A 12189-nucleotide genomic window follows, 5' to 3' on the forward strand; every position below is an offset into this window, starting at 1 on the left:
GCCTTGTTTGCCGATTGCAATCAGCTCTGCTTGGTCACCTGCGTAAAGTCCAGTTCGACCGGTGTCTCGCGGCCAAAGATCGAAACCGAGACTTTCAGTTTCTGCGCTTCGTCGTCCACGCCCTCGACCATACCGTCGAAATCCTCGAACGGGCCGTCGTTGACTTTGACCTTTTCGCCAACCTCGAACGAGATCATCAGTTTCGGCGCTTCTTCGCCTTCCTGAACGCGGTTGAGGATCTGGTTCACCTCGGCATCACGCATCGGCATCGGACGACCCTGGGGGCCAAGGAAACCAGTGACGCGGTTGATCGAGTTCACAAGGTGATAGCCCTGATCGGACATCTCCATATGCACCAGCACATAGCCGGGCATAAAGCGGCGTTCGGTAGTGACCTTCTTGCCGCGGCGCACTTCGATCACCTCTTCGGTGGGCACCAGAACTTCGTCGATATCGTCCTCAAGGCCATGTTCTGCCACCGACGTGCGGATCTGCTCTGCGATCTTCTTTTCGAAATTCGAAAGAACGCTGACCGAGTACCACCGTTTCGCCATGAACCTGTCGTCCTTGTTTACTTTCGGGCGTCCTGCTTTGCGGACCCGCCGTCATTGAAATCCTGTTACGCTATCCGGAATAAAAAGCGGCGCGCAGCCCGAATCGCCGCACGCCCATTCCGATTAGTTCCGCGTCAACTACTCTGACACGACGCTCTGTGCAAGGGGGCAGTCGCGTTTCCGCGCGCCCGAATCGCCTTAGCTGAACGCGCCGAGGACCAGTTGCAGACCGCCGCGAATACCCAGATCAACCAGCGCGAAGAACACGGCTGTCAGGGCTGCCATGATGAACACCATGACCGTAGTCAACAGCACCTCACGCCGGGTCGGCCAAACGACCTTGGAAACTTCGGCACGGACTTGCTGAATGAACTGGATCGGATTTGTGGTGGCCATTTGGCTTTGTTCTCTCTGCTAGCGGATGGACCGCACATAACCGGGCAATGCGGCAATTTCAAGGGCTGTCAGGGCCTGGGGTGATCATCCCACTCATCGTTCAGAATACGGCGCGCATCGCCTTCGGGGTCTTCGTATTGGTTCGAGCGGACAGTGTAGATGAATGCCACAAGCCCAACCCCGCCCAGAAACAGGGAAATCGGGATCAGGTAGGCCAATACTTCCATCTACGTTACCTCAGCCTCAGGGCGTTGAGCGATACGGTGATCGACGACGTGGACATCGCCAATGCCGCAATCAGCGGGGTGGCAAGCCCGGCGACCGCAAGCGGAACCGCAACCACGTTATAGACAGTCGCGATCCGGAAATTTTCGCGAATCCGCCGAGTCGCCTTGACTGCAGTATCGCACGCACCTGCGATCGGGGACAGATCATTGCCGAGCAGAACGATGTCCGACGCAACCCGCGCCGCGTCCAGCGCCGAGGCCGGAGAAATCGACACATGCGCTGCAGCCAGCGCGCCCGTGTCGTTCAAACCGTCCCCAACCATCAGAACGCGGCGGCCCTGTTCACCAAGCTCAGATACCCGCGCGGCCTTTTCCTGCGGCAAGGCCTGTGCTGTCCAGTTCTCGATGCCCAGCTTGCCCGCAAGAGCGCGCACCGCAGCTTGCGTGTCGCCCGAAATCAGAATGACCTCTTTGCCCGATGCTTTTAGCGCGGCGACGGCATCGGTCGCACCCGGGCGCAGGCTGTCGGCAAACAGAAACGGGACCGGCGGGCGCTCTCCGATCGCCAACCACGCTGCGGTCTGCTCGGTTTCTTCACCGCCGATCCAGGTCGCGCGACCCAGTCGCACGCGCTGGTCCGCAAAGGTCGCCTGGGTGCCATACCCAGGAACTTCGCTAATCTCTTGCAGATCCGCAGGTTCGACCCCGGCATCGCGCGCCGCGCGCGCCAGCGCGACCGAGAGCGGATGCGCCGAAGCCTCGGCCAGCGCCAGCGCCACTTCCAGATCGGTCCGGGAATGGTCGCCCAAGTTGGTCAGGTCTGGCGTCCCCGAGGTCAAGGTACCGGTTTTGTCGAACACAACCGTATCGACCTCGGCCAGCCGTTCCAGCGCCGTGGCATGTTTGATCAGCATACCGTTTCGGAACAACCGTCCCGAGGCCGCCGTGGTCACCGCTGGTACAGCCAGACCCAACGCACAGGGGCAGGTAATGATCAGAACCGCTGCGGCGATATTCAAGGCTGTGCGGATGTCTCCGGAATAGATGTACCAGCCAACAAAGCTGAGCGCCGCAAGGATATGTACCCCCGGCGCATAGAGCTTGGCCGCCTTGTCGGCCAGCGAGGTATAGCGCGAGCGTCCGGATTCCGCGATGGCCACCAGATCGGCCATGCGATGCAGCGATGTGTCCTCTCCAACTGCGGTGGCGCGAATGGTTAGTGGTCCAGTCAGGTTCACTTCGCCTGCGCTGACCTCAAGGCCTTCCTGCGCAAAAACCGGTAGGGTCTCGCCGGTCAGCAGCGACCGGTCCAGTTCGGATTGCCCCGATACGATCTGCCCATCCACCGGCATGCGCCCGCCGGGACGTACCAGGATCAGATCGCCCAGGTTCAGCGCGGAAACGGCGACCTCTTCCTCGATGCCATCGACAAGCCGGACAGCGCGCGGAACCTCAAGCGCGGTCAGCTCTTCGGCCGCCGACCGGGCGGCCGCGCGGGTGCGATAGTCCAAATACCGCCCGGCCAGCAGGAAGAATGTCAACGTCAGCGCGGCGTCGAAATAGGCATGTTCGCCGCTCAGGGCGGTTTCCCAAAGGGACGTTACAAGCGCGAGCAGGATCGCCAGCACAATTGGCACATCCATGTTCAGGCGGTGCACGCGCAGGGCACTCCAGGCATTCGCAAAGAACGGCTGCGCCGAAAAAGCGATGGCTGGCAGCGCAATGGCCGCCGAGATCCAGTGGAACATGTCGCGTGTCGCATCTGCGGCACCCGACCAAACCGAAACCGACAGCAACATCACATTCATCGAGGCAAAGCCGGCGACCGCCAGACGCATCAGCAAATCGCGCCCAGCCTTGTCTGATTGAGTGGCCGACAGCGCACCGGGGTCCAGCTCGTGCGCCTCATATCCTGCGCGTTCCAGGACCGGGATCAGATCGGCGGCGCGCAGGTCAGGTGCAGCGTTGATCATTGCCCGCTTGAGGGTCAGGTTTACCCGCGCATCCTCAACCCCGGGAATGGCATTCAACGCACGCTCGACCGTGGCGATACAGGCAGAGCAGTGGATACCCGGCAAAGACAGCGCGATCTGCGCATCCTGCGGGATCGGGCGCGCAGCCTCGGCCGGAGATGCAATGCAGCCGGGACAGGCGGCCGCGCTGCGGGTGATCTGCGCTGTCACCGGGCTAGCCTTTCACATAAAGCGGGATACGTTGGGCAAACTCGGCCCCATCCACATCCCGCGCAACAAGGCGGATGTTCCAGTTCCCCTCACCCAACGAGGCCGGCGCGGCATAGGCGATGCCGTCAAAAGTAAAGTCAGGCGAAAAATCCTCTTTCACATGGGTCGCCCGTCCCACCACGGCCTGAAGGTCGGCAACCTTGACCGGGGCACCGGTCTGGTCCGTGATATGCAGGATCAGCAAGCCGCCGGTCAGCTCGGCTTGGATATCCCAGCCGAGCGCCTGTTGTTCCTTGAGACGTTCGTTGAATTCCTGGCTGGCGACATAGGAATTTTTGACCTCAAGCCCCGGAAAGGTTTTGACCGCATTATAGGCCAACACCAAGTTGACGGTGATAATCACGCCAAACGCTGCAACAAAAACCGCCAGCGCGTGTTTCCCGGTGAATTGACGCTCTGCCATGATCAGTTTCCTCGTCCGTTGAACGTGGTGTCCTTGTAGGCCCGTTCGTCGTTTTCAACGTCCTCGACCCAGATCCTGACTGCAGTTGAATCGGCAGCGGCCGGGGATGTGTCCTTTTCAGCAAGGATGTAAACGCGGGTCAATTGTGCCGTATCTGCGGCCACATTTACAATATCCCCTTCGACGCCTTCGATTTCGATCCGCATCGCCGGATCGCCGACAAGCGACAGGCGGAACGGCCGCTCTTCGCCATGTTTGTTGCGCAGGCGCACGTCATAGGTGTTGCGAATGGTCCCGTCCGACAAGGTCACAAATGTCGGATTGCGCACCGGTGCGACCGTCAGGTCGATATCCGAGCGGATGAACAGCGCGAACAGCAGTGCAACGCCAACCAGCGACCACAGCACGGTGTACATGAGCGTGCGCGGCCTCAGGATGTGTTTCCAAACGTTTGTCGGCGGTTCCCCGGCCCGCTCGCGGGTTTCGTCGCTGAGCGCCATGTAGTCGACCAACCCGCGTGGTTTGCCGATCTTGGCCATCATGTCGTCACAGGCATCAATGCAGAGCGCACAGGTGATACATTCCAACTGCTGCCCGTCGCGAATGTCGATACCCACAGGGCAAACGTTTACACAGGCCATGCAGTCGATGCAGTCGCCCAGTTCGGAATCCGCGGTGCGTTTACCCTTGCCGCGCGGCTCACCCCGCCATTCGCGATATCCGACGACCAGTGTGTCCTCGTCCATCATTGCAGCCTGAATACGCGGCCACGGACAGGCGTAGATACATATCTGCTCGCGGGCGAACCCGCCAAAGAAAAAGGTCGTAGCCGTCAGGATCAGCATCGTCGTATAGGCCACCGGATGCGCATTTCCGGTCACCAGATCGCGCGCCAGAGTCGGCGCGTCGGCAAAATAAAATACCCAGGCACCTCCAGTCGCCATACCGATCACAAACCAGACGACCCATTTCGTTGCGCGCAGCCGGACTTTGCGGAAATCCAGCTTTTTCTGACGATGCAAACGCAGTCGGGCATTCCGGTCCCCTTCGATCCAGCGCTCGACCAGAATATAAAGATCGGTCCAAACCGTCTGCGGGCAGGCATAGCCGCACCACACGCGCCCAAGGGCCGAAGTGAACAGGAACAGCCCAAGCCCCGCCATGATCAGCAGCCCGGCGACAAAATAGAACTCGTGGGGCCAGATCTCGATCCAGAAGAAATAGAAACGTCGGTTCGCCAGATCCAGCAGAACCGCCTGATCAGGCAGGCTTGGCCCCCGGTCCCACCTGATCCACGGCGTGACGTAATAGATGCCCAACGTCACCGCCATTATGATCCATTTCAGATTGCGAAACGGACCTGAAACCCGTCTTGGAAATATCGGCTCTCTGGGAGCATAAAGACTGGGGGCGGGGTCAGAATCGCTCACGGGGTTGGCTCCGGATATGGCTGTTTTGCAGGCGACTTTTTCCAGATCATACACCGGTCAACTTTGATTTGGGTCAAAAGCGTATCGAAAAGGCACCTTTTGTCACACCTGACGCGCCTGCCGCCTGAGCCAGCCCAGAAAGGTCTTTACCGCAGGTCTTTGCGGTGTTTGTGGCGTTACGATGTGGTATCCTGCGGCATCGGGCTCGGAATGAAGTTCGACGATACGCCCGCTGAGGATATCCTGCTCGACGAAATGTCGCACGGTCACAGTCACGCCCTGCCCCGCGCGCAGCCCGTCCAGAACCAGATTGCCCGGCATTGCAATCCGTCCGGCCCCCGGCTGCATTTCCGCCCCACGCCGGGATAACCACGCGGACGCCTCGGTGGTGCCGATTTCCTCGAGCCACGGCAATTGCGCCAGTTCTGCCGGGGACCAGTTGGTTTTGCCGCCAAGCAGTTCAGGTGCCGCCACGATGACCATCGGGGTCTGTACCAGCATCTGCGCATCGACGCCGGGCCATCCGCCGGCCCCATAGCGGATGGCAATATCCACCCCGCCGGGGCGCAGATCGACAACTTCGGGCGACGGGTCCAGAATAAGGTCGATCTCGGGGTGTTCGGATCGGAAGGCCGGAAGCCGTGGCATCAACCAGGACGCCGCAAAGGACGGGGTCAGCGATATATGCACAGGCCGGTCCGAACCGGTGCGCACCAGCTCGTTCACCGCCGCCCCGATCGATCCGAAACCCAAGAGCAGCGCGCGCGCCAGATGTTCACCCTCGGCCGTTAGGGTCAGGGTCTTTCCGCTGCGGTCCAGAAGCGCGACGCCCAGATGCGATTCGAGCGCGCGCAATTGCTGGCTGATGGCAGCGTGGCTAACATTCAGCGCAGCACCGGCCTGGGCCACATTTTTCTTTTCGGCGAAAGCTGCAAACGCCCTGAGCGAGGCCAGAGGTGGCAAAGACAACCAGTCCATATGTAATCCTGACTTACATATAAACAGAGTAATTGAGTCGCAATTCAGCCGTCAACTGTCAATTCTAAGGGCAATCGTCCAATCGGAAAGGAGACCGTCATGCTTACGATTTATGCCAAGTCCTTCATGACCGCGACCAGACTTGATGCCCCGCATATCCGCGACGCGCCCAAGCCGAGTGCCCCCAAACGTCGTTGGCTGCCAGTCGGTCATTGGTGGTTGCAGAATAAGCGCGATATCGATTTGTGCGATCTGTGATAAGGTGCACGTCACCGAAACAGGGCCTTGGCCCAATCCGGGAAAATCGGCACCGGCTGTTCAGGAAACGCGCGAACAGATGGAACAGCCGGTGCCGCAGCCTTCGGGCGGCAAGCCGCCCGAAGGTTTTCTTTGACCGTTACTGGCCGCCACCCAACTGGTGGACATAGGCGGTCACCGCACGGATTTGCGCCTCGGTCAGACGGTTTTCCCAGGACGGCATGACACCAAAGCGACTGTATGTGACTGTCTCGGTCAATGCCTCTTCGCTGCCACCAAATAGCCAGATCGCATCAGTCAGGTTGGGCGCACCCTGGGTGACGTCACCCTGTCCGTTGTCGCCGTGGCAAACTGCGCAGTTGTCTTCGAACACAACCTTGCCCGCCTGTGCGGCCGCGTCATCGGTCTGCGCATTGGTCAACGACATGACATATTGAACCACCTGAGTGATCTCGTCATGTTCAAGGATCTCGCCAAAGGCCGGCATCTCGGAATAGCGCGCATCGTCGCTTTCCTCGTTGCGGATGCCGTAAGCGACGGAATACTCGATGTCTTCCATCGTGCCGCCCCATAACCAGGCGTCATCCAGCAGGTTCGGGAAGCCCGGCGCACCCTGCGCACCCGACCCGTGGCACTGTGCGCACCAGGTGCGGAACACCGCTCCGCCCGAGTTGACAGCATATTGCTGCAGTTCGGCATCCTTCGAGATGTCTTGCAATGAGGTTTCGACCAGCTTGGCGTTCCAGGGCGCGTTGGCCTCTTCGAAGGCGACCATTTCATCTTGCACCAGCTCCCGCGAGGACCAGCCCAGGACCCCGGCGGTTGCCGAATGTACCAGCGGCCAGGCCGGGTACATGATCGTATAGATCACGCCCCAGAAAATCGTGGCATAAAAGGTCCACAGCCACCAACGGGGCATCGGGTTGTCGAACTCTTCGATGCCGTCCCAGCTGTGGCCCGTTGTGTTCGGATCCCCCGGCTGTTTATCAGGTGTCTTGCTCATTTCCGCGCCTCCTTGAATTCGGCGGGTTTGTCTTCATGACGGAACGGAATGTTTGCCGTGTCCTTGTATTCCTTGCTGGCCCCAGGGCGAAATACCCAGATGACGATGCCAACGAAGAAGGCAAAAAGCAGCAACAGCATCCAGCTATCCGCGAACTGCCTGAGGAGAGTATATTCTTCCATCACACCCCCCTTTAGCGGTTCGAATCCGGGGTGAAGGTCGAGAAATCGACCAGCGTTCCCAGCATTTGAAGATAGGCGATCAGCGCGTCGGCCTCGGTCACCTCGGGCTGTCCGTCAAAGTTGCGCACGTTGACCTTGTCGCCATAGCGTTCAAGCAAGCCGTCATAGTCGCTGTCCGGGTCAGCCTGCGCCCGGAAATCCGCCTGCGCGTTTGCAAGCATCTCTTCGGTATAGGGCGTACCCACCACGGCATTGGCCGCCATGATGTCGCCGATATACTTGCCGTCGAGCTTGCGATTTTCGAGGAAACCATATTTCGGCATCACCGATTCCGGCACCACGGATTGCGCGTCGCGAAGGTGGCGTACATGCCAATCGTCCGAGTAACGACCACCTACCCGCGCCAGATCCGGCCCGGTACGCTTCGACCCCCACTGGAACGGGTGATCGTACATCGACTCGGCCGCCAGCGAGTAGTGGCCATAGCGCTCGACCTCGTCCCGCATCGGACGGATCATCTGACTGTGACAGACATAGCAGCCTTCGCGGATGTAGATCTCACGCCCCGCCATTTCGAGCGGGGTATAAGGGCGCATGCCCTCAACCTTCTCGATGGTGTTCTCAAGATAGAACAGCGGGGTGATCTGCACGATGCCACCGATGGTCACGACCAGAAAGCTGAAGATCAGCAAGAGGGTCGCGTTGGTCTCGAGGACTTTGTGTTTGTCGAGAATTGCCATTGCTCCGACCCCTCTTATTCAGCCGGGACCGCGACGGTCAGGCTGGCCTCTTTGGCCGGCGCTTTCCGCACAGTCATCCACAGGTTGTAGCACATGATCACCGAACCAGCGAGGAACAGGACCCCACCCAGGCCACGCACCACGTACATCGGGAACTTGGCGGCCACCGTGTCGGCGAACGAGTTCACCAGGAAGCCGTTGGCATCCACTTCACGCCACATCAGGCCTTCCATGATACCGGTCACCCACATCGATGCCGCATAGAGAACGATGCCGATGGTGGCGAGCCAGAAGTGCCAGCTGACCATTTGCAGCGAATACAAGCGTTCACGCTTCCACAGGACCGGCACCAGGAAATACAGCGCACCAAAGGTGATCATGCCGTTCCAGCCCAGCGCGCCAGAATGCACGTGACCAATGGTCCAGTCGGTGTAGTGGCTCAGGCTGTTGACCGCGCGGATCGACATCATCGGACCTTCGAAGGTGGACATGCCGTAGAAGCCGACCGAGATCACCATCATGCGGATAATCGGATCGGTGCGCAGCTTGTCCCAGGCGCCAGACAAGGTCATCAGACCGTTGATCATGCCGCCCCAGGACGGCATCCACAGCACGACCGAGAACACCATGCCCAGCGTCGAGGCCCAATCCGGCAGCGCGGTATAGTGCAGATGGTGCGGACCGGCCCAGATATACAGGAAGATCAGAGCCCAGAAGTGGATGATCGACAGCTTGTAGCTGAAGACCGGACGCTCGGCCTGTTTCGGGATGAAGTAATACATCATGCCCAGGAAACCTGCGGTCAGGAAAAAGCCAACAGCGTTGTGACCGTACCACCACTGGATCATGGCGTCTTGCACACCCGACCAGACAATGACCGATTTCGAACCCCAGATGCTGACTGGGATGGTCATGTTGTTGACCAGATGCAGCATGGCGACGGTGACAATGAACGCCAGATAGAACCAGTTGGCCACATAGATGTGGGGCTCTTTCCGTTTGATGATCGTACCGAGATACACCGCCAGATAGGCCACCCAGACGATGGTCAGCCAAAGGTCAACATACCATTCCGGCTCGGCATATTCCTTGGATTGAGTTCCGCCCAGAACATATCCGGTCGCCGCCAGCACGATGAACAGCTGATAGCCCCAGAACACGAACCATGCGAGATTGCCGCCCCATAGGCGCGCGGCACTGGTGCGCTGTACGACGTAGAATGAAGTTGCGATCAGTGCGTTGCCGCCAAAGGCGAAAATCACTGCCGATGTGTGCAGCGGACGCAGCCGCCCGAAGTTCAAGTATCCCTGCGCCCATTCAAAGTTGAGCGTCGGAAAGGCCAACTGGAACGCAATAAAGGTCCCTGCAAGGAACCCGACCACGCCCCAGAACGCGGTTGCAATCACGCCATAGCGGATCACGTCATCCATATACTCGGCGGAGCGATCAACAAGAATATCTGGCTCATCGGTGTTTCGAAGCGTCCAGATGAACAATCCTGCGGCGATAATCATCACCAGAATCGCATGCACCTGATACGCCAAATCCCGCGCATAATTGGACCCTATGGCGGCAAACAGCACCACAAGACCAAGCGCGATCAGCTTGATGTAATTCGACATATTGCGTCCCTTTGCGATGCCTCACGCGATTCTTGTGTCGCGCGAAGCCCTTATTGACTGGCTGCCGTTGTGTCGAACAACGGTCAGCGCTGCTTTGATCTGTATCAAGACAATAGCCCGTTTTCTGTGACAGGCATAAGGAATTGAATGTGTTGCCCGGTCGCACCGGGTTCACCTCAGAAAGCATGAGTCCAAAATGTCCTACAAAACTCTACTCACAGTCATGACCGAAACGGACAAGGCAAAGGTCGCGCTGGATCAGATGGCGGCGCTGGCAGATGCGCAGGATGCCCATGCCGAAGCACTGTGTCTGGGCGTCGATCGCAGCCAGACGGGGTATTACTACGCCGGGGCCAACGCCTTGATCCTCCAGGAAACGCTGACCCGCGCCAATGCCGAGGCCGACGCGTTGCTGAGTTTCGCCAAGGACTTTCTGGGCAAGTCGGGCGTTCGCTGGTCAGCGGAAAGTGGCGTGGCCCAGATCGCCGATATCGGTCGGCACGTCGCCCACCGTGCGCGGTTTTCGGACCTTGTCGTGCTGCCGCAACCCTATGGTCAGGATCGTGCCGCCGAAGCGGAACCGATCATCGAAGCGGCGATGTTCGAAGGCCACGCCCCCGCCCTTGTTGTGCCTGACGGGCGCGCACCCTTTTCGACCCCGCACACTGTCCTGGTCGCCTGGAACGAAAGCGTCGAGGCAATGCGCGCGATCCGCCGCGCCCTGCCGTTTCTGCAACAGGCCGAACTTGTGCGGATCGTGGTGATTGATCCGCCGCGCCACGGGCCTGATCGCTCGGATCCCGGCGGATTGCTGTCGCAGATGCTGGCGCGGCACGGCGTCAAATGTGAAATCGATGTTCTGAGCAAGACCATGACCCGCGTGTCGGACATCCTGAACCGGCACGCCGCAGATACCGAAGCGGACATGATCGTCATGGGCGCCTATGGCCATTCCCGCTTTCGCGAGGCGATTCTGGGCGGTGCGACCCGGAACATGTTGGAACAGGCCACCGTTCCGGTCTTTCTGGCGCACTAGGCTGAAGCACTGAGACGCCTGAGCCCGCTTGGGCTCAGGCCTTTCGAACCAACCCGATCAGGAACAGAAGGATCACGGCGCCCAGTGTCGCAAAAAAGATTTGCGATATCAGGCCGCTTCCAACTGTTAAGCCAAGCGCCGGAAAGATTGTGCCGGCCAGGAATGCGCCAACGACGCCGACAACGATGTTGCCAATCAGGCCAAAGCCGCGCCCTTCCATAATCTTACCGGACAGCCAACCGGCAATCGCGCCGATAAGCAACATGAACAAAAAACCCATAATCTTCTCCTAGCTCAATATCACCGCGTCGTCCGGATCATCGCTCAGACCAGAAACCCGCCATCAGCGTCATCGCCCGCCTCTTCCATCAGACGGCCCATGTCGGGAATGGTGACATGGCGCTTGCCTTCAAGCGTAATGATGCCGTCCTTTTTCAAGGCCGAGATCTGACGGCTGACGGTTTCCAGCGTCAATCCCAGATAATCGGCCATCGCCTCACGCGTGAGGGGCAGATCGAACACGATCGGACCGATCATCCCCGCCTTGTTGATCGAGGCATCGCGCCGGGCAATGATCGACAGCAGGCTGGCGATTTTTTCGCGCGCAGTCTTACGCCCCAGAACCAGCATCCATTCGCGCGCGGCGTCCAACTCGTCCAGCGTCATTTGCAACAGACGATGCGCGATATGCGGTGTTGTCACCATCAGCTTTTCGAACGGCTTCTTGCGAAAGCAGCACATCACCAGGTCGGTCGTCGCCTGTACATCATAGGGCGCTTCTTCGCGCCCGGGACGACCGACAAAATCGCTGGGCAGCAACAGGCCGACCATCTGGGTCCGCCCGTCCTCCATGGTCTGGGTCAGGGATGCGATTCCCGACACCACCGAACCGACAAAGCTCATCTGGTCGCCGGACCAGAGGATCGTCTGACCCGCCTCATAGCTGCGATAATATTTGATCTCTTCCAGCAGCTCGAGCTCGTCCGGCTCGCAATGCGCACAAACCGCCCGGTGCCTGATGGGGCATTCATCGCAATTCGAGTGCTCGTAAAGTGCTTTGAGTGTCATTCGCGTTTCCATTTGATCTCGGTCAATGTCCCCGAGCGGCCCCCGGTAT

The 12189-nt window shown here is 59.4% G+C and carries 15 protein-coding genes; 2 read left to right on the forward strand and 13 right to left on the reverse strand.

Annotation, left to right across the window (positions count from 1 at the left end):
* Positions 1 to 20: 20 nt before the first annotated feature.
* From nusG to ACR0JA_RS13915, 7 genes are all read right to left on the reverse strand, one after another.
* Positions 21 to 554, reverse strand: a complete 534-nt coding sequence (nusG, locus tag ACR0JA_RS13885) for a transcription termination/antitermination protein NusG (protein ID WP_480575707.1) — start codon at positions 552 to 554, stop codon at positions 21 to 23.
* A gap of 198 nt (positions 555 to 752) precedes the next feature.
* On the reverse strand, positions 753 to 950 hold the full coding sequence (gene secE / locus ACR0JA_RS13890; protein WP_170460241.1) for a preprotein translocase subunit SecE: 198 nt from the start codon (positions 948 to 950) through the stop codon (positions 753 to 755).
* A 68-nt stretch (positions 951 to 1018) separates the two neighbouring features.
* Complete coding sequence (gene ccoS / locus ACR0JA_RS13895) at positions 1019 to 1177, reverse strand: cbb3-type cytochrome oxidase assembly protein CcoS (protein ID WP_480575710.1); 159 nt, start codon at positions 1175 to 1177, stop codon at positions 1019 to 1021.
* Positions 1178 to 1182: 5 nt separating this feature from the next.
* Positions 1183 to 3360, reverse strand: coding sequence for a heavy metal translocating P-type ATPase (locus tag ACR0JA_RS13900; RefSeq protein WP_480575713.1), 2178 nt, complete (start codon positions 3358 to 3360; stop codon positions 1183 to 1185).
* Between the two features lie 4 nt (positions 3361 to 3364).
* Complete coding sequence (locus ACR0JA_RS13905) at positions 3365 to 3823, reverse strand: FixH family protein (protein WP_480575717.1); 459 nt, start codon at positions 3821 to 3823, stop codon at positions 3365 to 3367.
* Between the two features lie 2 nt (positions 3824 to 3825).
* Entirely contained in the window at positions 3826 to 5253 is a 1428-nt protein-coding gene (gene ccoG / locus ACR0JA_RS13910) for a cytochrome c oxidase accessory protein CcoG (protein ID WP_480575720.1), read from the reverse strand.
* A 102-nt stretch (positions 5254 to 5355) separates the two neighbouring features.
* Entirely contained in the window at positions 5356 to 6231 is an 876-nt protein-coding gene (locus tag ACR0JA_RS13915) for a LysR family transcriptional regulator (RefSeq protein ID WP_480575723.1), read from the reverse strand.
* Between the two features lie 99 nt (positions 6232 to 6330).
* Here ACR0JA_RS13915 and ACR0JA_RS13920 point away from each other — a divergent pair, with 99 nt between their 5' ends.
* The gene (locus ACR0JA_RS13920) at positions 6331 to 6489 is read left to right on the forward strand and encodes a hypothetical protein (RefSeq protein WP_480575725.1); all 159 of its coding nucleotides are present in this window, start codon (positions 6331 to 6333) and stop codon (positions 6487 to 6489) included.
* A 139-nt stretch (positions 6490 to 6628) separates the two neighbouring features.
* Here ACR0JA_RS13920 and ccoP read toward each other — a convergent pair whose 3' ends face one another.
* The 4 genes from ccoP to ccoN are packed head-to-tail and all read right to left on the reverse strand — an operon-like array spanning position 6629 to position 10036.
* Positions 6629 to 7492: a cytochrome-c oxidase, cbb3-type subunit III gene (gene ccoP, locus ACR0JA_RS13925; protein ID WP_480575728.1), complete on the reverse strand. Its 864-nt coding sequence runs from the start codon at positions 7490 to 7492 to the stop codon at positions 6629 to 6631.
* Positions 7489 to 7674 (reverse strand): cbb3-type cytochrome c oxidase subunit 3, encoded by a 186-nt coding sequence (locus tag ACR0JA_RS13930; RefSeq protein ID WP_480575731.1) that lies wholly within the window; start codon positions 7672 to 7674, stop codon positions 7489 to 7491. Before ACR0JA_RS13930 ends, ccoP begins: the two co-directional genes overlap by 4 nt.
* An 11-nt stretch (positions 7675 to 7685) precedes the next feature.
* The gene (gene ccoO, locus ACR0JA_RS13935; protein WP_480575734.1) at positions 7686 to 8414 is read right to left on the reverse strand and encodes a cytochrome-c oxidase, cbb3-type subunit II; all 729 of its coding nucleotides are present in this window, start codon (positions 8412 to 8414) and stop codon (positions 7686 to 7688) included.
* A 14-nt stretch (positions 8415 to 8428) separates the two neighbouring features.
* Positions 8429 to 10036, reverse strand: coding sequence for a cytochrome-c oxidase, cbb3-type subunit I (ccoN, locus tag ACR0JA_RS13940; RefSeq protein WP_480575737.1), 1608 nt, complete (start codon positions 10034 to 10036; stop codon positions 8429 to 8431).
* 196 nt (positions 10037 to 10232) lie between these two features.
* Between ccoN and ACR0JA_RS13945 the strand changes: the two genes are divergently transcribed.
* Positions 10233 to 11072 (forward strand): universal stress protein, encoded by an 840-nt coding sequence (locus ACR0JA_RS13945; protein ID WP_480575740.1) that lies wholly within the window; start codon positions 10233 to 10235, stop codon positions 11070 to 11072.
* Positions 11073 to 11106: 34 nt separating this feature from the next.
* Here ACR0JA_RS13945 and ACR0JA_RS13950 read toward each other — a convergent pair whose 3' ends face one another.
* Positions 11107 to 11352, reverse strand: coding sequence for a GlsB/YeaQ/YmgE family stress response membrane protein (locus ACR0JA_RS13950; protein ID WP_480575743.1), 246 nt, complete (start codon positions 11350 to 11352; stop codon positions 11107 to 11109).
* Positions 11353 to 11396: 44 nt separating this feature from the next.
* The gene (gene fnrL / locus ACR0JA_RS13955) at positions 11397 to 12140 is read right to left on the reverse strand and encodes a transcriptional regulator FnrL (protein WP_480575746.1); all 744 of its coding nucleotides are present in this window, start codon (positions 12138 to 12140) and stop codon (positions 11397 to 11399) included.
* Positions 12141 to 12189 lie beyond the last annotated feature (49 nt).

The organism is Ruegeria sp. AM4 (genome assembly GCF_056540665.1).

Coding starts and splice junctions, on each gene's coding strand:
- ACR0JA_RS13915 (WP_480575723.1), bottom strand. CDS start 6,231: ATGGACTGGTTGTCTTTGCCACCTCTGGCCTCGCTCAGGGCGTTTGCA.
- nusG (WP_480575707.1), bottom strand. CDS start 554: ATGGCGAAACGGTGGTACTCGGTCAGCGTTCTTTCGAATTTCGAAAAG.
- ACR0JA_RS13945 (WP_480575740.1), top strand. CDS start 10,233: ATGTCCTACAAAACTCTACTCACAGTCATGACCGAAACGGACAAGGCA.
- ccoO (WP_480575734.1), bottom strand. CDS start 8,414: ATGGCAATTCTCGACAAACACAAAGTCCTCGAGACCAACGCGACCCTC.
- ccoS (WP_480575710.1), bottom strand. CDS start 1,177: ATGGAAGTATTGGCCTACCTGATCCCGATTTCCCTGTTTCTGGGCGGG.
- secE (WP_170460241.1), bottom strand. CDS start 950: ATGGCCACCACAAATCCGATCCAGTTCATTCAGCAAGTCCGTGCCGAA.
- fnrL (WP_480575746.1), bottom strand. CDS start 12,140: ATGACACTCAAAGCACTTTACGAGCACTCGAATTGCGATGAATGCCCC.
- ACR0JA_RS13905 (WP_480575717.1), bottom strand. CDS start 3,823: ATGGCAGAGCGTCAATTCACCGGGAAACACGCGCTGGCGGTTTTTGTT.
- ACR0JA_RS13920 (WP_480575725.1), top strand. CDS start 6,331: ATGCTTACGATTTATGCCAAGTCCTTCATGACCGCGACCAGACTTGAT.
- ccoP (WP_480575728.1), bottom strand. CDS start 7,492: ATGAGCAAGACACCTGATAAACAGCCGGGGGATCCGAACACAACGGGC.
- ACR0JA_RS13950 (WP_480575743.1), bottom strand. CDS start 11,352: ATGGGTTTTTTGTTCATGTTGCTTATCGGCGCGATTGCCGGTTGGCTG.
- ACR0JA_RS13930 (WP_480575731.1), bottom strand. CDS start 7,674: ATGGAAGAATATACTCTCCTCAGGCAGTTCGCGGATAGCTGGATGCTG.
- ccoN (WP_480575737.1), bottom strand. CDS start 10,036: ATGTCGAATTACATCAAGCTGATCGCGCTTGGTCTTGTGGTGCTGTTT.